Source organism: Roseateles sp. GW823-FHT07B05, from assembly GCF_058794515.1.
In genome coordinates, this window is record NZ_JBXAGX010000001.1 from 1,001,302 (window position 1) to 1,018,553 (window position 17,252).

20 protein-coding genes are annotated in these 17,252 nt (G+C 69.5%); 11 read left to right on the plus strand and 9 right to left on the minus strand.

Annotated features, from left to right (window positions below; genetic code table 11):
- The first annotated feature begins 12 nt into the window (after window positions 1–12).
- Both AC1Q7O_RS04080 and AC1Q7O_RS04085 read left to right on the plus strand, forming a co-directional pair.
- Window positions 13–450, plus strand: a complete 438-nt coding sequence (locus AC1Q7O_RS04080) for an ExbD/TolR family protein (protein WP_492659192.1) — start codon at window positions 13–15, stop codon at window positions 448–450.
- Window positions 451–532: 82 nt separating this feature from the next.
- Window positions 533–1,780 (plus strand): hypothetical protein, encoded by a 1,248-nt coding sequence (locus AC1Q7O_RS04085; RefSeq protein WP_492659193.1) that lies wholly within the window; start codon window positions 533–535, stop codon window positions 1,778–1,780.
- Window positions 1,781–1,849: 69 nt separating this feature from the next.
- Here AC1Q7O_RS04085 and AC1Q7O_RS04090 read toward each other — a convergent pair whose 3' ends face one another.
- The 7 genes from AC1Q7O_RS04090 to AC1Q7O_RS04120 all read right to left on the minus strand — a co-directional run bounded on the left by AC1Q7O_RS04090 (window position 1,850) and on the right by AC1Q7O_RS04120 (window position 6,619).
- Window positions 1,850–2,608 carry a 3-hydroxyacyl-CoA dehydrogenase gene (locus AC1Q7O_RS04090; RefSeq protein WP_492659194.1) on the minus strand — a complete coding sequence of 253 codons (759 nt, stop codon included), beginning with the start codon at window positions 2,606–2,608 and terminating at the stop codon, window positions 1,850–1,852.
- A gap of 100 nt (window positions 2,609–2,708) precedes the next feature.
- Window positions 2,709–3,365: an adenylate kinase gene (adk, locus tag AC1Q7O_RS04095; RefSeq protein ID WP_492659195.1), complete on the minus strand. Its 657-nt coding sequence runs from the start codon at window positions 3,363–3,365 to the stop codon at window positions 2,709–2,711.
- A 99-nt stretch (window positions 3,366–3,464) separates the two neighbouring features.
- Complete coding sequence (gene kdsB, locus AC1Q7O_RS04100; protein WP_492659196.1) at window positions 3,465–4,202, minus strand: 3-deoxy-manno-octulosonate cytidylyltransferase; 738 nt, start codon at window positions 4,200–4,202, stop codon at window positions 3,465–3,467.
- Window positions 4,199–4,402 (minus strand): Trm112 family protein, encoded by a 204-nt coding sequence (locus AC1Q7O_RS04105; RefSeq protein ID WP_492659197.1) that lies wholly within the window; start codon window positions 4,400–4,402, stop codon window positions 4,199–4,201. Before AC1Q7O_RS04105 ends, kdsB begins: the two co-directional genes overlap by 4 nt.
- Window positions 4,387–5,442 (minus strand): tetraacyldisaccharide 4'-kinase, encoded by a 1,056-nt coding sequence (gene lpxK / locus AC1Q7O_RS04110; protein ID WP_492659198.1) that lies wholly within the window; start codon window positions 5,440–5,442, stop codon window positions 4,387–4,389. The genes AC1Q7O_RS04105 and lpxK overlap by 16 nt, the downstream gene beginning before the upstream one ends.
- Entirely contained in the window at window positions 5,408–5,824 is a 417-nt protein-coding gene (locus AC1Q7O_RS04115; protein WP_394514117.1) for an ExbD/TolR family protein, read from the minus strand. Before AC1Q7O_RS04115 ends, lpxK begins: the two co-directional genes overlap by 35 nt.
- A gap of 177 nt (window positions 5,825–6,001) precedes the next feature.
- A complete protein-coding gene (locus AC1Q7O_RS04120) occupies window positions 6,002–6,619 on the minus strand; it encodes a MotA/TolQ/ExbB proton channel family protein (protein ID WP_492659199.1) in 618 nt (205 codons plus the stop codon).
- Window positions 6,620–6,967: 348 nt separating this feature from the next.
- Here AC1Q7O_RS04120 and xseA point away from each other — a divergent pair, with 348 nt between their 5' ends.
- Window positions 6,968–8,269: an exodeoxyribonuclease VII large subunit gene (gene xseA, locus AC1Q7O_RS04125; RefSeq protein ID WP_492659200.1), complete on the plus strand. Its 1,302-nt coding sequence runs from the start codon at window positions 6,968–6,970 to the stop codon at window positions 8,267–8,269.
- Between the two features lie 60 nt (window positions 8,270–8,329).
- A complete protein-coding gene (locus AC1Q7O_RS04130; protein ID WP_492659201.1) occupies window positions 8,330–8,911 on the plus strand; it encodes a superoxide dismutase in 582 nt (193 codons plus the stop codon).
- Window positions 8,912–9,106: 195 nt separating this feature from the next.
- Here AC1Q7O_RS04130 and AC1Q7O_RS04135 read toward each other — a convergent pair whose 3' ends face one another.
- Complete coding sequence (locus AC1Q7O_RS04135) at window positions 9,107–10,318, minus strand: polyhydroxyalkanoate depolymerase (protein ID WP_492659202.1); 1,212 nt, start codon at window positions 10,316–10,318, stop codon at window positions 9,107–9,109.
- A gap of 96 nt (window positions 10,319–10,414) precedes the next feature.
- Between AC1Q7O_RS04135 and AC1Q7O_RS04140 the strand changes: the two genes are divergently transcribed.
- Window positions 10,415–11,140, plus strand: coding sequence for a glutathione S-transferase family protein (locus AC1Q7O_RS04140; RefSeq protein ID WP_492659203.1), 726 nt, complete (start codon window positions 10,415–10,417; stop codon window positions 11,138–11,140).
- Here AC1Q7O_RS04140 and AC1Q7O_RS04145 read toward each other — a convergent pair.
- Window positions 11,137–11,580 carry a cupin domain-containing protein gene (locus tag AC1Q7O_RS04145; protein WP_492659204.1) on the minus strand — a complete coding sequence of 148 codons (444 nt, stop codon included), beginning with the start codon at window positions 11,578–11,580 and terminating at the stop codon, window positions 11,137–11,139. The two genes, AC1Q7O_RS04140 and AC1Q7O_RS04145, sit on opposite strands and share 4 nt — an antisense overlap.
- 125 nt (window positions 11,581–11,705) lie before the next feature.
- Here AC1Q7O_RS04145 and AC1Q7O_RS04150 point away from each other — a divergent pair, with 125 nt between their 5' ends.
- From AC1Q7O_RS04150 to ccoP, 6 genes are read left to right on the plus strand one after another with little or no spacing between them, the layout of a single operon-like run.
- Window positions 11,706–13,910, plus strand: a complete 2,205-nt coding sequence (locus tag AC1Q7O_RS04150; protein ID WP_492659205.1) for a heavy metal translocating P-type ATPase — start codon at window positions 11,706–11,708, stop codon at window positions 13,908–13,910.
- A gap of 5 nt (window positions 13,911–13,915) precedes the next feature.
- Complete coding sequence (gene ccoS / locus AC1Q7O_RS04155; RefSeq protein WP_492659206.1) at window positions 13,916–14,065, plus strand: cbb3-type cytochrome oxidase assembly protein CcoS; 150 nt, start codon at window positions 13,916–13,918, stop codon at window positions 14,063–14,065.
- A 46-nt stretch (window positions 14,066–14,111) separates the two neighbouring features.
- Entirely contained in the window at window positions 14,112–15,560 is a 1,449-nt protein-coding gene (ccoN, locus tag AC1Q7O_RS04160) for a cytochrome-c oxidase, cbb3-type subunit I (RefSeq protein WP_492659207.1), read from the plus strand.
- 9 nt (window positions 15,561–15,569) lie between these two features.
- The gene (gene ccoO / locus AC1Q7O_RS04165; RefSeq protein WP_492659208.1) at window positions 15,570–16,193 is read left to right on the plus strand and encodes a cytochrome-c oxidase, cbb3-type subunit II; all 624 of its coding nucleotides are present in this window, start codon (window positions 15,570–15,572) and stop codon (window positions 16,191–16,193) included.
- Window positions 16,194–16,205: 12 nt separating this feature from the next.
- On the plus strand, window positions 16,206–16,337 hold the full coding sequence (locus tag AC1Q7O_RS04170; RefSeq protein ID WP_492659209.1) for a cbb3-type cytochrome oxidase subunit 3: 132 nt from the start codon (window positions 16,206–16,208) through the stop codon (window positions 16,335–16,337).
- Window positions 16,334–17,251: a cytochrome-c oxidase, cbb3-type subunit III gene (gene ccoP / locus AC1Q7O_RS04175; protein ID WP_492659210.1), complete on the plus strand. Its 918-nt coding sequence runs from the start codon at window positions 16,334–16,336 to the stop codon at window positions 17,249–17,251. Before AC1Q7O_RS04170 ends, ccoP begins: the two co-directional genes overlap by 4 nt.
- Window position 17,252: the final 1 nt, after the last annotated feature.

Below are 17,252 nucleotides of genomic sequence, written 5' to 3' on the forward strand. Positions count from 1 at the left end.
CAGGAGTTACACATGGGAATGAACGTTGGAAGTTCGTCTGGCAGCGGTGAACCCGAAGTCATGATGGACGTCAACACGACGCCTCTGATCGACGTGATGCTGGTGCTGCTGGTGATGCTCATCATCACCATCCCGATCCAGCTGCACACCGTCAATCTCGACATGCCGCCGCCGAGCCCGAATCCTCCGCAAGAGGAGCCGGTCGTGCACACGGTCATGATCGACTTCGACGGCACCGTCTACTGGGACGAGAACGCGCTGACCGGCCTCGACGCCGTGAACGCGAAGATGCAGGAAATCGGCTCCAAGAGCATTGGCGAACAGCCCGAGATCCACATCAAGCCGAACAAGCTCGTCGACTATGGCGTCGTGGCTGCGGTGATGGCTTCGGCCCAGCGCAACAACGTCAAGAAGATGGGCATGGTTGGTAACGAGCAATACGTCAAGTGACGTGGGCTCGGGCCAGCTGACGCCGATACTTTGAGCGCGCTGCCCGAAAGGGTGGCGCGTTTTTGCTTTGCAGGAGAGCAAGTTGAAGACTTTGAAGACCGTGGTGGCCGTCGCCGTTGGCGCCCTGGCCCTGTCCCTGAACGGCGCGCCCGGTGCCGAGTTCGGTTTCAGCCGGGCGTCTGCCCAGGAAACCGTGCGCAAGGAAGTTGGCACGCCGCTGGGCGAGGCCAGCAAGCTGTACAAGGCTGGCAAGCACAAGGAAGCGCTCGCCAAGCTGCGTGATGCCGAAGCCGTGGCCAACCGCACGCCGGGCGAGAACTTCGCCATCGAAGGCCTGCGCTTCTCCGCCGCCATGGGTGCCAGCGACGCCGACACGATGGCCCGCTCGTTCGACGTGCTGAAGGCCAAGCTGGGTGGCCCCCAGCAGCTGCAGTACATGGAAGCCATCGCCGGCACCTACCTGCGCGCCAACAACGCGCCCAAGGCACTGGAGTGGGCCAACAAGTACTTTGCAGCCGGCGGCAGCAGCCCGTCGGTCAAGCAGATGCAGCAGCAGGCGCAGTTCAAGTCGGGTGACATGACGGCGGTCCTGAAGGACACGCTGGCCGAGATCCAGGCCGATGAGAAGGCTGGCCGCGCGCCGACGCAGGACAAGCTGAACATCCTGCTGTACGCGGCCCAGAAGAAGGGCGATGCGGCCATCGAGTCCTACGCCGTCGAGCGCCTGCTGAACCACTATCCGCGCAAGGAACTGTGGGCTCAGGTGCTGGGTGGCCTGCAGGGCAAGAAGGGCTTCGCGGCGCGTTTTGCGCTGGACGTCTATCGCCTGCAACTGGCGACCGGCAACCTGCGTACCGCGGACGACTACATGGAAATGGCCCAGCTGGCTGCACAGGCCGGCTACCCCGACGAAGGCAAGAAGGTCGTCGAGCAGGGTCTGGCCGCCAACATTCTGGGCCAGGGCGCCGAAGGTGCGCGCCACAAGCGCCTGCTGGACCTGATGGTCAAGAAGTCCAACGAGGCCAAGACGGGTGCCGCCGCGGCCGAGAAGGCGGCCAGCGACTCCAAGACCGGCGACGAGCTGGTCAAGCTGGGCCTGTCGCGCGTGTTCGCTGGCGACAAGGCTGGTGGCCTGAAGCTGGTCGATGCCGGCATCGCCAAGGACAACTTCACGCGCGCCGACGACACCAGGTTCTACCAGGGCCTGGCGCTGTACACCGCTGGCGAGACGTCCAAGGCGCAAGCCGCCTGGCGTGCCGTCAAGGGTGCGGATGGCTCCGGCGAGCTGGCCCGCCTGTGGCAGGTGCAGTCGCGCAGCGCCAAGAAGTAAGCACTGTCGCTTCGATGAAATGCAAAAGGCCCCTCGGGGCCTTTTTTCATGGGCGCGCGGTGGGCGGCATCACTTGGGTGCCATGCGGATGGCGCCGTCCAGGCGGATCACCTCGCCGTTGAGCATGTCGTTGGTGATGATCTGGTGCACCAGCTTGGCATAGTCGTCCGGGCGGCCCAGGCGGCTGGGGAAGGGCACGCTGGCGGCCAACGCGTCCTGCACCTCCTGCGGCATGCCGAACAGCATGGGCGTGCCGAAGATGCCTGGCGCGATGGTCATGTTGCGGATGCCGCTGCGGGCCAGGTCGCGCGCGATGGGCAGTGTCATGCCCACGACGCCGCCCTTGGAGGCCGAGTAGGCCGCCTGGCCGATCTGGCCGTCGTAGGCGGCCACCGAGGCCGTGGAGATCAGCACGCCGCGCTCGCCGGTGGCCTCGGGCTCGTTCTTCGCCATCGCCTCGGCGGCCAGCCGGATCATGTTGAACGTGCCGATCAGGTTGACGTTGATCGTCTTCGTGAAGCTGGCCAGCGGGTGGGCGCCGTCCTTGCCGACGGTCTTGACGGCCGGTGCGATGCCGGCGCAGTTGACGAGGCCCATCAACTTGCCGAGGGCAGTGGCGGCTGCGACGGCGGCCTGGCCGTCCGCCTCCTGGCTGACGTCGCACCTGACGAAGCGGCCGCCCAGCTCGGCGGCCAGCTGCTCGCCACGCTCGACCTGCAGGTCCGCAATGACGACCTTGGCGCCGTGACTGGCCAGCATGCGGGCCGTGCCTTCGCCGAGGCCCGAGGCGCCGCCGGTGACGATGAACACCTTGCCTGCGATTTCCATGATGAGGATCTCCTGGGTTTGATTGACGTGAACGTCAATTGTCAGGCACAAAAAAGCCGCGGGCTGTGGGCGCCGCGGCTTTCCGTGGAAGCTGTGAACTTCAGCTGCTCAGCGCCGCCAGCGCGTTGCGCGTGATCTCGTCGACGGAGCCCAGGCCGGCGATGCGGCGGTACTTGGGCGCGCTGGCGTCGCCGGTGGCGGCCCATTGCGAGTAGTAGTCCACCAGCGGGCGGGTCTGGGCGGAGTAGACGTCCAGGCGCTTCTTGACGGTGGCTTCTTCGTCGTCGGCGCGCTGCACCAGGTCTTCGCCGGTCTCGTCGTCCTTGCCTTCCACCTTGGGCGGGTTGAACTTGACGTGGTAGGTGCGGCCCGAGGCCGGGTGCGAGCGGCGGCCGCTCATGCGCTCGATGATGGCGTCGAACGGCACGTCGATCTCGAGCACGTAGTCCAGCTTCACGCCGGCGGCCTTCATCGCGTCGGCCTGCGGAATGGTGCGGGGGAAGCCGTCGAACAGGAAACCGCCGGCGCAGTCGGCCTGGGCGATGCGCTCCTTGACCAGCGCGATGATGAGGTCGTCGCTGACCAGGCCGCCCGACTTCATGACGGCATCGGCCTGCTGGCCCAGCGGCGTGCCGGCCTTGACGGCGGCGCGGAGCATGTCACCGGTGGAGATCTGCGGAATGCCGAATTGCTTGCAGATGAAGGCAGCTTGGGTGCCTTTGCCGGCGCCGGGCGCGCCCAGAAGGATCAGTCGCATGGGTCTCCTCGTTGTGTCGGGGCCGTTAAAAAACCCCGCCTCGGTCAGCGGTCAAGTATCGCATGTGGGCTTTCGGGGGGCTGACGTGCCAGGCGCCGCTCAACCCGTGATCAGCCGCCGCACGCGCTCCAGGTCTTCGGGGGTGTCGACGCCCGGGCCGGGCTGTTCGGCGCTGACATGCACGGCGATGCGCTCGCCATGCCACAGCACGCGCAGCTGCTCCAGCGACTCGATCTGCTCCAGCGGGCTGACGGCCAGCGTGGGGAAGCGGCGCAGGAAGCCGGCGCGGTAGGCGTACATGCCCACGTGGCGCAGCGCCTGGTTGGGCTGTCCGGCGCCGTCGCGCCACCACGCGATCGGCGCGCGCGAGAAGTACAGCGCCCGGCCGGCCTTGTCGGTGACGAGCTTGACGACGTTGGGGTTCGCAAACTCGGAAGGCTCGGTCAGCGCGTGCGCGACGGTGGCCACCACGCAGTCAGGCTGCGCGGCCAGCGTGGCGGCGCAGGCATCGATCATGGCCGGCGAGATCAGTGGCTCGTCGCCCTGCACGTTGACGACGGCGGCATCGTCGGCCAGGTCCAGCTGCTCGACGGCCTCGGCCAGGCGGTCGCTGCCGGAGAGGTGGTCGGCGCGCGTCATCAGCGCCCGCACGCCGTGGGCGGCGCAGGCGGCGGCGACTTCGGGCGCGTCGGTCGCGACGACGACCAGGCCCGCGCTCGACCGGGCCGCCCGCTGGGCGACGCGCACGATCATCGGCAGGCCGCCGATGTCGGCCAGCGGCTTGTTCGGCAGGCGGGTGGACGCCAGCCGCGCCGGGATGATGACCGTGTAACTCACGGCGCGAGCACGACGGGCGGCGCCGGCGCGTCCGGGTCCCACGGCTTGGCCTCGCTCTCCAGCATCAGCGGGATGCCGTCGCGGATGGGGAAGGCCAAGCGGTCGGCGCGGCAGGCGAGGGCGGGTTCATCACCGCGCAGCAGCGTCAGCGGCCCCTTGCACAGCGGGCACACCAGCATTTCGATCAGTCGTTGATCCATCGGGACGGGAAAAGGTTGCGCAGTTGGGCGTCCAGCGCGGCCTCGAAGCCGGCGCCGGGCGAGAAGTCTAGCGTCACGACCCAGACCGGCGTCGTACCGACGCATTCGGGCCGCAGCTTGACGGCGTCCTTCTCGGTCAGCACGACGGCGGCGGTGTCGGCCGGCCAGGGCAGGGCGGTGAAGTCGGCGTGGTCCGGCAGCGGCAGCGGCGCGGCGGCCACGCCCAGGCCGGACAGCATGTCGAAGAAGCGCTGCGGCCGGGCGAGGCCGGCGCAGGCGACGAGGCCAGGTTGGCCGCGCAGCTCGAGCAGCGTGTCCATCGAGGCCGGCCGGCCGGCCCACCAGTCGGCCAGCGACGCGGCGCCAGCCAGCCGGCGCTCGGCGACGAAGCCGGGCAACGCTGTGCTGGGTGCAGGCGCGTTGTAGACGACCAGTTGATCTGCCGTGAGCGCCGCGGGCGGCTGGCGCAGCGGCCCGGCCGGCAGCAGGCGGCCGTTGCCCAGGCCGCGTTCGTCGAACACCAGCAGGCTAAGCGCCCGCGGCAGCCGCCAGTGCTGCAGCCCATCGTCGCTGACGAGCAGGTCCAGGTCGGGGTGGGCCGCCAGCAGTGCACGCGCGGCGGCCACGCGGTCGCGGCCTACGGCCACCGGCACGCGGCCGCGCAGGTGGATGAGCAGTGGCTCGTCACCGGCTTCGCGGGCGGTGGACACGCGCGTGACCAGATGCACGCCGTCCCCGTCGCGCCCATAGCCGCGCGAGATCACGCCGGCCTTCAGGCCGCGGGCGCGCAGCAGGTCCAGCAGGGCGAGGGTGGTAGGCGTCTTGCCGGCGCCGCCGACGATCCAGTTGCCGACGACGATGACCGGCACCGGCAGCGTTTCGGTGCGCTTGAGGCCCATTCGGTAGGCCAGCGTGCGCAGCGCGAGCAGGCCCCGGTAGAGCCCGCTCAGCGGCAGCAGCGCGGTGGACAGCGGTCCGCCGGTCAGCCACTCGCGCTGCAGGCGGTCAGCGAGCGTCGGTCTGCGCGGCGAAGGTGACACGGCTCAGGCCCACGCGGCGCGCCGCGTCCATCACGTTGATGACGGCCTGGTGGGGCGTGGCGGCGTCGGCCGAGATGATGACGGACGCCTCGGCATTGCCACCCGAAGCCTGGCGCAGCACGCCGACGAGGATGTCCACCGAGCGGCCTTCCACGGCCTGCTTGTTGATGACGAAACGGCCGTCGGCGGCGATGCCGACGATGACCTCCTGCGGCCGGTCCTTGAGCTTCTCGGCGTCGGCCGACGGCAGCGTGATCTGCAGCTCCGTGAACTTGGAGTACGTCGTCGACAGCATCAGGAAGATCAGGATCACCAGCAGCACGTCGATGAACGGGATCAGGTTGATCTCCGGCGGCTCGCGATGGGGGGAGCGGAATCTCATGGGTCAGTTCATCCGTTGTGTGCGGCAGTTGCGCCGCGGACCGGCGCTGGGCCGCCCCAAGCCGGCCCGCAGGCGATGTGCTTGCGGCTCAATGCCGCAAGCATCGCCGTCCCCTCGGGGGACCGGCTGGGCGCGCCCGCGTTCAGCGGGGCGAGACCAGACGAGGGGTTGTCCATCTCAGACGGTGTAGCGGCGCAGTTGGCCCAGCAGGCGGTCGGCGGCGCCTTCCAGCTCCAGCACGTACTCCTCGATCTTGCCGCGGAAGTAGCGGTAGAACATCAGCGAGGGGATGGCGATCATCAGCCCGAAGGCGGTGTTGTAGAGCGCGATGGAGATGCCGTGCGCCAGCTGGGCGGGGTTGCCGCCGCCGGGCGTCTGGCTGCCGAAGATCTCGATCATGCCCACCACGGTGCCCATCAGGCCCAGCAGCGGCGCGGCCGTGGCGATGGTGCCCAGCGTGTTCATGTAGCGCTCGAGCTGGTGCACGGCGCGGCGGCCGGCGAACTCGAACACCAGGCGCAGCTTGCCCTCGGGCATCTGCGGCTCGGCGGTCACGGCGCGCAGGCCGGAGGCCAGCACCTCGCCCAGCACCGAGTTCTCGGCCAGGCGGTCCACCATGTCGGGCGTGGGCAGCTGCTGCGCGCTGACGTTGAGCACGTCTTCCAGCAGCCGCGGCGGCAGGATGCGGCTGCTGCGCAGGCTGGTGAAGCGTTCGATGATCAGGGCCAGGGCCACCACGGAGCACAGGAGCAAGGGCCAGATCGGCCAACCGGCGGCTTGTATGATCGAAAACAAGGGCGTCCCCGTCAGAAAAAAGGCCGCTGACCGGCCGGGAAGTGCGCGGGATTATGGACCCAGGCCAGCCCTCCGCCGCCACAGTGCAGGCCCCAGGAAAGCGTTCCCACAATCCACCGCCGCTGTGGATAACTTTGTGGGCAAGCTCGGGGCGGTGGGCCGCAGAGGCCGTCAAATCAAGGCCTTGGACAACTTGCCTCCAATTTGAGCAGCGGAATTCGATTTGAAAAACAAGACCTTATGTGTTCATGACGGCTCGATGACGGGCGCCGTGAGCCGAAATCGCCCGCCAGCCCAGCATTGGCGCGGCTGTGGACTTCCCGGCCCGCGCCGGCATTGGGTTTGCGCGTGATTGAGGGGCGCGAAGCCGCGTCGAATCGGCGTGTCTGGGGCGTGGCGGGCCTGGTGGAGGCCGTCGCGCAGAGCCTGGCGGAGCGGTTCTCGGTCGTCGTGGTCGGCGGCGAGATCTCGGGCTTCACGCGGGCGTCCAGCGGGCATTGCTACTTCACGCTGAAGGATGCCGACGGCCTGGCCGCCAGCCTGCGCTGCGCGATGTTCCGCCGTGCGGCGGCGATGCTGGACTTCTCGCCGGCCGACGGCGCGCTGGTGGAACTGCGGGGCCGCGTGGCCGTCTACGAGCCGCGGGGGGAGCTGCAGTTCGTCGTCGAGGCGATGCGTCGCGCGGGGGCCGGCACGCTGTACGAGCAGTTCCTGAAGCTGCGCGCGCGGCTGGCGGCCGAGGGGCTGTTCGATGCCGAGGCCAAGCGGGCGCTGCCGGCGCATCCACAGCGCATCGGCGTCATCACGTCCGCGGCCGGCGCGGCGCTGCACGATGTGCTGACGGCGTTGGCGCGGCGGGCGCCGCAGGTGCAGGTGGTCGTCTACCCCAGCCCGGTGCAGGGGGCGGAGGCGCCGCCGGCGCTGGTCAACGCGCTGCGCACGGCCAACGAGCGGGCCGAGGTGGATGTGCTGCTGCTGGTGCGCGGTGGCGGCTCGCTGGAGGATTTGTGGGCGTTCAATGACGAGCGCGTCGTGAGGGCCGTCGCGATGTCGGCCCTGCCTGTGGTCTGCGGTGTCGGGCACGAAACCGACGTGACGCTCAGCGACCTGGCCGCCGACCTGCGCGCGCCCACGCCGACGGCCGCCGCCGAGCTGGCGGCGCCGTCGCGCGACGCCTTGTTGCAGCAACTGGCGAACCTGGAGCGTGCGCTGATGCTGCGGCTGGACCACCGGCTGCAGTCCGTCGCCCAGCGGCTGGACCGCCTTGCCCTGCGGCTCGCGCGGCCCAGCGACGTGCTGGCCCGCCAGCGCCGGCTGCTGGATCTGCTGGCCCAGCGCGCCGCCGCGGCGCCGGGGCGGCGCATCGAGTTGCAGCGCCAGCGCCTGGCGCACCTGGCGCCTCGGCCGGCACGCGCGCTGGCCGAGACGCTGCGCCGGCAATCGACGCGCCTGGATTCGCTGGAGGCCCGTCTGCAGGCGCTGGACCCGCAGCATGTGCTGGCCCGCGGCTATGCCTGGCTGGACGACGGGCAGGGCGGGGCGATCACGTCGGCGCACGCGCTGCTGCCCGGCCACGAGGTGCGCGCCGTGCTGGCCGACGGCAGCGTCGACATGCGCGTGCTGCAGGTACGGCCTTTGCCTCCAGGGTGATTGGCGCCTCCCTACAATCCGCCGCGTTTCCCTTCCCCCCAACACACAGAGGTTCACTCCATGGAACACACGCTGCCCCCGCTGCCTTACCCCATCGACTCGCTGGCTCCGCACTACAGCAAGGAAACGCTGGAGTTCCACCACGGCAAGCACCACAACGCTTACGTCGTGAACCTGAACAACCTGCAGAAGGGCACGGAGTTCGAGAGCAAGACGCTGGAAGAGATCATCAAGACCTCCAGCGGCGGCATCTACAACAACTCGGCCCAGATCTGGAACCACACGTTCTTCTGGAACTGCATGAAGCCGCAAGGCGGTGGCGAGCCGACCGGTGCGCTGGCTGACGCCATCAACGCCAAGTGGGGCAGCTACGCCGCCTTCAAGGAAGCCTTCGTGAAGAGCGCCGTTGGCAACTTCGGTTCCGGCTGGACCTGGCTCGTCAAGAAGGCCGACGGCACGGTCGACATCGTCAACACCGGCGCCGCCGGCACGCCGCTGACCACCGCCGACAAGGCGCTGCTGACCGTCGACGTGTGGGAACACGCCTACTACATCGACTACCGCAATCTGCGCCCGAAGTTCGTCGAGACCTTCCTGTCGAACCTGGTCAACTGGCAGTTCGCCGAAGCCAATTTCGCCTGATCGGGCCAGCCCGATGCAAAGGCCGGCTCTGCCGGCCTTTTTTATTTCATCGGGTTTTCGGGCCGAGCGCCGGGCCGCTCCCAAGCCGGCCCGCGATGGCGATGTGCTCCCGGCTGGATGCCGGGAGCATCGCCGTCCCCTCGGGGGACCGACCAGACTCGCGCGCGTTCAGCGCCGCGAGGTTGGGCGAGGGGCTCACTGCGATACCTGAATCACGTGCCTCACCAGCGGATAGACCTGGTGCTGCCAGCGCCGCCCGCTGAACACGCCGTAGTGGCCCACGTTGGGCTGGATGTAGTGGGTGCGCATGTAGAGCTTGAGGCTGGTCGCCAGCTCCTGCGCGGCCAGTGTCTGGCCCACCGAGCAGATGTCGTCGCGCTCGCCCTCGATGGTCAGCAGCGCCGTGCGGCGGATGGCCGCCGGGTTGACCTTGCGGCCCTTGAACCTCAGCTCGCCGCGCGGCAGGTCGAAGGTCTGGAACACGCGCTCCACGGTCTCCAGGTAGAAGTCGGCGGACAGGTCGGCCACCGCCATGTATTCCTCGTAGAAGGTGCGCGTGATCTGCGCCTTGTCGAACTCGCCGGCGACGAGGTGCTTGTAGTAGTCCTTGAACGCGTTGGCGTGGCGGTCCTTGTTCATGCTCATGAAGGCCGACAGCTGCACGAAGCCCGGGTAGACGCGCCGCCCCGCGCCGCGGTGGCGCCAGGGCACCACGCTGATGAGGTTCTTCCGGAACCAGCCAATCGGCTTGCTGGTGGCCAGTTCGTTGACGGCCGTGGGGCTGACGCGGCAGTCAATGGGGCCGGCCATCAGCGTGAGGCTGGCGGGCGTGGCGGGGTGGTCGTCCTCGGCCATCAGCGATACCGCAGCCAGCGCGCTGACGCAGGGCTGGCAGACGGCCACGACGTTCGAGTTCGGGCCCATGTGGGCCAGGAAGTCGATGAGGTGCTGGGTGTACTCGTCCAGCCCGAAGCGGCCTGCGGCCAGCGGCACGTCGCGCACGTTGAGCCAGTCGGTCACGTAGACGTCGTGGTCCTGCAGCAGCGTGCGCACCGTCTCGCGCAGCAGCGTCGCGAAGTGGCCCGACATGGGCGCCACCACCAGCACCTTGGGTTGCGCCGGCGCGCCGGGCTTGGCAAAGCGCAGCAGCGTCGCGAACGGCGTCGTCAGCGCGGGCTCCTCGACGACGGGCCAGCGCTTGCCGCCGCTCGCCACCTCGGTGATGCGCCAGTCGGGCCGCGCGTGCGTGACCTGTGCCAGCTCGAACACCTGGCCCGCCGCGGCGGCCGGCCGCGCCCACCAGCTGTGCGCGACGACGTGCGGGTCCTGCAGCAGCGGCAGCGACAGCCGCGTGGCCTCGCGCAGCGGCCACAGCAGGTCGGCGTGGGCTTGGTAGGCGGTGTACATGGCGTCTCCGGTGTGATGCACGAGGTATCGCAAGGAGCGCGCCAACATGGCATGGCGCTTGCGTCGAAGAGGTGCATGACCGACAGGAGACGCTCCATGCCCGTTGCCACGCCGACCAAGAAGACCGCGGTGCGCAAGACCGCCCGGCCTGCCGCACCCGTCCCCGCGGCGCAGGCCACGCTGACGCTGAGCAGCAAGAACTACTCGTCCTGGTCGCTGCGCGGCTGGCTGCTGACGCGTTTTGCCGGCCTGGGCTTCGACGAGGTCATGGTGTCGCCCGACGACGAGGATGCGAGGAAGGAACTGCTGCTGCTGGCGCCGTCCATCCGCGTGCCCTGCCTGCGGCACGAGGGCGTCACGGTGTGGAACAACATGGCCATCGCCGAGTACCTGAACGAGACCTTCCCCAAGGCCGGCCTGTGGCCCGCGGACCGCGCGGCGCGTGCGCACGCGCGGGCCATCTGCGGCGAGATGAACTCGGGCTTCGCCAACCTGCGCTCGGCGCTGCCCATGAACCTGAAGGGCCATTTCCCGCGGCACAAGATCTGGGCCGGCGCCAGGCCCGACATCGAGCGCATCGTCGACATCTGGAGCGACTGCCTGGCCACCTACGGCGGGCCCTTCCTGTTCGGCAAGCAGCGCGGCGCGGCCGACGCCTTCTTCGCGCCCGTGACGACGCGCTTCAAGACCTACGACGTCGCGCTGCCGCCCGCCTGCGCCGCCTACTGCGACACCATCCTGGCGATGCCGGAGATGCAGGCGTGGATCGCCGACGCGAAGCAGGAGCCCGAAGAAATCGAGCTGCTGGACATGGACTTTTAGGACCAGGGCGTCGGAACGGGCACGTCCTCACATGCCGGCGGTGCGTCGACGGACTTGAAGTCCGCCGGCGACACGATCTCCAGGTACTCCATGTCCGGCGAGTAGTCGAACAGGTAATGCACGATGCCCGGGCGCTGGTGCACGCAGTCGCCGGCCTCCACCAGCGTGACCTTGTCCTCGTACATGAACTTGGCCCAGCCCTTGGTCATCAGCACGATCTGGAAATCCGCCTCATGGCGGTGCCATCCCGTGCCCTTTTCGGGGGCCATGTTCGCCTTCACAAGGTGCGCGATGACGCGCCCGCCGGTGGCCGCGGCCACGCCGAGGTCGCGGTACAAAAAGAAATCCCGGAGCCCGTCGCTGCGCCAGGGCGTGTCGCCGGGCTTCACGTGAGAGAACTGCGTGGTCGCAGCGCCGAGAGGGTCTGAAAGATCCGACATGGCAAGGCCTCCTGGAATGCGGGAAGGGGCACCCGGGCCATGCAAGACGCATTCCCGGCGCCGCCGTTGCCATTGGCTTGATGCAGATCAGTCCCCGGCGGCAGTCGCCTGCCTAGAGTGCCGGCGTGAGCGCTTCTCCCCCTGGCCTGCACGCCGCCGATGCGAGCGCGCAGGCGCTTGCCCCCTTCACGACCTGGCCCGACGGCCCGGGTGGCGTGGCGCTGTCGCAGTTCCAGGTGGCCGGCATGCATTGCGCGGCCTGTTCCGGGCTCATCGAGGACGCGCTGCGCAAGCTGCCCGGCGTGGCCGGCGCCAGCGTGAACCCGGCCTCGGCCCGGCTGGCGCTGCGCTGGCGGCCGGCGCAGCTGGCGCTGGCGGACGTGCTGGCCGCGCTGCAGGCCATCGGCTACCGCGCCAGCCCGGACGTCGCCGCCTCGGCGCGCGAGCTGCGCCGCCGGGAGCGGCGCCAGGCACTGTGGCGGCTGTTCGTGGCCGGCTTCCTGATGATGCAGGTCATGATGATGGCCACGCCGGCCTATGTGGCCGAGGCAGGCGAGCTGTCGGCCGACCTGGCGCAGCTGCTGCGCTGGGGCAGCTGGGTGATGACGCTGCCGGTCATGGCGTTCGCCGCCGGGCCGTTCTTCAGCGGCGCCTGGCGGCAGCTGCGTGCCGGGCGGCTGGGCATGGACGTGCCAGTGGCGCTGGGCATCGCGGTGACCTTCGTCGCCAGCACTGGCGCGCTGTTCGACCCGCAGGGGCCGCTGGGCCACGAGGTCTATTTCGACTCGCTGACGATGTTCGTCGCGCTGCTGCTGCTGGCACGCTGGTTCGAGCTGGGCGCGCGCCACCGCGCCGCCGAGGCGCTGGAGGCCGTGGCCGGCGCGCTGCCCACCGTGGCCGAACGGCTGCTGGACGATGGCGGCAGCGAGCGCGTGCCGCCCGAGGCGCTGCGCGTGGGCGACCGCATCCGCGTCGCCGCAGGCGAGGCCTTCGCGGCGGACGGCGCCGTGCTGGCCGGCCAGGGTTTCGTCAACGAGGCGTTGCTGACGGGCGAGTCCGCGCCGGTGGCCAAGGCCGCGGGTGACGCGGTGGTGGCCGGCAGCATCAACCTGGACGGCCCGCTGGTGGTGGCCGTGCAGCGCGTGGGCGCCGACACGACGGCGCAGGGCATCGTGCGGCTGATGCAGCAGGCGCAGAGCCAGCGGCCGCTGGCCAGCGGCGTGCTGGACCGCGTGGCCGCCGGCTTCACGGCCGTCGTGCTGCTGCTGGCGCTGGGTGCCGGCCTGGCGTGGTGGTGGGTGGACGCGTCCCGCGCCGTCGCGGTGGCCGTGGCGGTGCTCATCGTCACCTGCCCGTGCGCGCTGACGCTGGCCGCGCCGGCCGCGTGGCTGACGGCCAGCGGCGCGCTCGCCCGGCGCGGGCTGCTGCTGGCCGACCTGTCGGCGCTGGAGCGGCTGTGCCATGTGGACACCGTCGTCTTCGACAAGACCGGCACGCTCAGCGAAGACCGGCTGCTGCTGCGCCGCCACTGGGCGCAGGGCGCCGACGCCGACGCGCTGCTGGCCGTGGCCCGCAGCCTGGCCGCGCTGTCGCGCCATCCGCACGCGCAGGCGCTGGCCGACGGCGCGCCGGCCGGTACCTGGCACGACGTGCGCGAGGTGGCGGGCCGCGGCGTGGAGGCGCGTGACGCCACCGGCCAACTGTGGCGCCTGGGCGCGCCGGGCTGGGTCAGCGCCGCACCGGACCCAGCCGCGCGGCTGGCCTTCGGCTGTGGCGACTGCGTGCTGTGGCTGGACCTCGCCGAGGCGCCACGCGCCGACGCGGCCGAGGCGGTGCAGGCGTTGAAGGCGCAGGGCCGGCGCGTGCGCCTGCTGTCGGGCGACCAGCCAGCCGCCGTGGCGCGCATGGCCGGCGCGCTGGACATCGCGCACTGGCACGCCGGCGCTACGCCCGAGGCCAAGCTGGCCGCCGTGCGCGACTGGCAGGGCCGCGGCGAGCGGGTGCTGATGGTGGGCGACGGCATCAACGACGCGCCGGTGCTGGCTGCGGCGGACGTGCGCATCGCGATGGGGCAGGGCGCCATGCTGGCGCGCGGCGCGGCGGATGCGCTGCTCGTCTCCAACCGGTTGATGGCCGTGCCGCAGGCGCTGGCCCTGGCCCGCAAGACCCGCCGCGTGCTGCGCCAGAACCTGGCTTGGGCGGCGCTCTACAACCTCGCCTGCGTGCCGCTGGCGCTGGCGGGCCTGCTGCCGCCGCTGGCGGCCGGCATCGGCATGGCGGCGAGTTCGCTCGCCGTCGTGCTCAACGCGCAGCGGCTGGCGCGCGGCTGAACCCCATGGACATCCTCTACCTCCTGATCCCGTTCTCCATCGTGCTGGTGCTCATCATCCTGGCCGTGTTCGGCTGGGCCGTGAACTCCGGGCAACTGGACGAGCTGGAAGGTGAGGGCAATCGCATCCTGCTTGACGAGGATCAAGCCCCCTGAGGCCCTCCCCACGAAGAATCGTTTGCATCAGACTGAAGGAGTCGCGATGGCGAACGAGAAGGCCCTGGCAACCCCCGGGGCGAATTACGAGGACGGACCGGTGCGGGCATTCGCGCTGGCCGCCGTTCTCTGGGGCGTGGTGGGCATGCTGGTGGGGGTGTTCATCGCCGCCCAGCTGGCCTGGCCCGAACTGAACCTGGGCATCCCGTGGCTGAGCTACGGCCGCCTGCGGCCGCTGCACACCAACGCGGTCATCTTCGCGTTCGGCGGTTGCACGCTGTTCGCGACCAGCTACCACGTGGTGCAGCGCACGGGCCAGACCAAGCTGTTCCTGCCCAAGCTGGGCTGGTTCACGTTCTGGGGCTGGCAGCTGGTCATCCTCGCGGCGGCCGTCACGCTGCCGCTGGGCTACACGACTGGCAAGGAATACGCCGAGCTGGAATGGCCCATCGACATCCTGATCGCTGTCGTCTGGGTGGCCTACGCGGTCGTGTTCTTCGGCACGGTGGGCACGCGCAAGATCCGCCACATCTACGTGGCCAACTGGTTCTTCGGCGCGTTCATCATCGCGGTCGCGCTGCTGCACATCGTCAACAGTGCCGAGATCCCGGTGGGCGCATTCAAGAGCTACTCCGCCTACGCCGGCGTGCAGGACGCGATGGTGCAGTGGTGGTACGGCCACAACGCCGTGGGCTTCTTCCTGACGGCCGGCTTCCTGGGGATGATGTATTACTACATCCCCAAGCAGGCCGAGCGCCCCGTCTACAGCTACCGCCTGTCCATCGTCCACTTCTGGGCGCTGATCTTCACGTACATGTGGGCGGGCCCGCACCACCTGCACTACACCGCGCTGCCGGACTGGGCGCAGAGCGTCGGCATGATCTTCAGCCTGGTGCTGCTGGCGCCGAGCTGGGGCGGCATGATCAACGGCGTCATGACGCTGTCGGGGGCCTGGCACAAGCTGCGCGACGACCCCATCCTGAAGTTCCTCATCGTGTCGCTGTCGTTCTACGGCATGTCGACCTTCGAGGGCCCGATGATGTCCATCAAGACGGTCAATGCGCTGTCGCACTACACCGACTGGACGGTGGGCCATGTGCATAGCGGCGCGCTCGGCTGGGTCGGCCTGGTGTCCATGGGCTGCCTGTACCACCTGATCCCGCGCATGTTCGGCCGCACGCAGATGTACTCCAAGAGTGCCATCGAGCTGCACTTCTGGATCGCGACGCTGGGCATCGTGCTGTACATCGCCGCGATGTGGATCGCCGGTGTCATGCAGGGCCTGATGTGGCGCGCGGTCAACCCCGACGGCACGCTGGTCTACACCTTCGTCGAGAGCGTCAAGGCGACCTGGCCGTTCTACGTGATCCGGCTGGCCGGCGGCCTGCTGTACCTGGGCGGCATGCTGGTCATGGCCTGGAACGTCATCAAGACCGTGCAGGCCGGCAGCGCCACCCCGGTGCGCATTCCCGCCCCCGCGCTGGCCCACGCCTGAGGAGAAAACATGAGTACCCAACCCGAAGCCGTCACCGGCCACCAGCGCATCGAAACCAGCAACCTGCTGATGATCGTGCTGGTGCTGCTGACCGTGCTGGTCGGCGGCATCGTCGAGATCGTGCCGCTGTTCTTCCAGCGCTCCACCACGCAGGCCGCGCCGGGCCTCAAGCCCTACAGCGCGCTGCAGCTGGCGGGCCGCGACATCTACCTGCGCGAGGGCTGCTACAACTGCCACTCGCAGATGATCCGGCCGCTTGCCGCCGAGACGCTGCGTTATGGCAAGTACTCCACCGCGGGCGAGTTCGTCTACGACCACCCGTTCCAGTGGGGCAGCAAGCGCACCGGCCCCGACCTGCACCGCGTGGGCGCCAAGTACAGCGACGACTGGCACCGCATCCACCTGAACAACCCGCGCGACGTGGTGCCCGAGTCCAACATGCCCGCCTACCCGTGGCTGGCGCAGAACCCGGTGGACGCCGCCGGCATGCCCGTGCGCCTGAAGGCCATGCGCACGCTGGGCGTGCCCTACACCGACGCCGACATCCAGGCGTCCTCGCAGGACGTCGCCGGCAAGACCGAGCTGGACGCGCTGGTCGCCTATCTGCAGGTGCTTGGCACCGCGAACAAGTAAGGAGCCCGCATCATGGGCATCAACGAACTCCGCATCGCCGTGACCCTCGTGTCGCTGGCCGTTTTCGTGGGCATCGTCGTCTGGGCCTGGCGGGGCCGCTTCGAGGCCGCCGCCGCGCTGCCCTTTGAGGGAGGCGAGCAATGAGTGACTTCTTCAGCTCCGGCTGGTCGATCTTCGTCGCGGCCGCCACGGTGCTGGGCCTGCTGGCCTGTGGCGTGCTGCTGATCATCGCCAGCCGCCGCCAGCCTTCCGCCGCCGACAACACCACCGGCCACGTCTGGGACGAGGATCTGCGCGAACTGAACAACCCGCTGCCGCTGTGGTGGATGGGCCTGTTCGTGCTGACCATCGTCTTTGCCGGCGCCTACCTGGCGCTGTACCCGGGCCTGGGCAGCGCCAAGGGCTCGCTGGGCTGGACCAGCCTGGACGAGCACGCCGCCGAGGTGGCACAGACGCGCGCCGCCATGGCGCCTGTCTACGCCGGCTTCGCGAACATGGCGCCCGAGCAGCTGGCCAAGGACCCCAAGGCCCACGCCATCGGCGAGCGCCTGTTCGCCAACAACTGCGCGCAGTGCCACGGCGCCGACGCCAAGGGCTCCAAGGGCTTCCCCAACCTGACCGACAGCGACTGGCTGTGGGGCGGCAGCGTCGAGACCATCACCGAGACCATCACCAAGGGCCGCGAGGGCAACATGCCCGTCATGGCGCCGGCGGTGGGCAGCAGCGAGGACGTGCGCAACGTCGCGCACTACGTGCTGTCGCTGTCGGGCAGCCCGCACAACCCGCTGTACGCGCAGCTGGGCAAGCCCAAGTTCGCGGCCTGCGCGGCCTGCCACGGCGTGGGCGGCAAGGGCAACCCGGCGCTGGGCGCGCCCAACCTGAGCGACAAGATCTGGTTGCACGGCTGGGGTGAGGAAGCCATCATGGCCATGGTCAACAACGGCAAGCACAACGTGATGCCGGCCCACGGCGAGCGGCTCACCGCCGAGCAGATCCGTGTGCTGGCGACCTATGTGTGGAACCTGTCGCAATCGCAGAACGTCGCCGCCACGCCCTGAT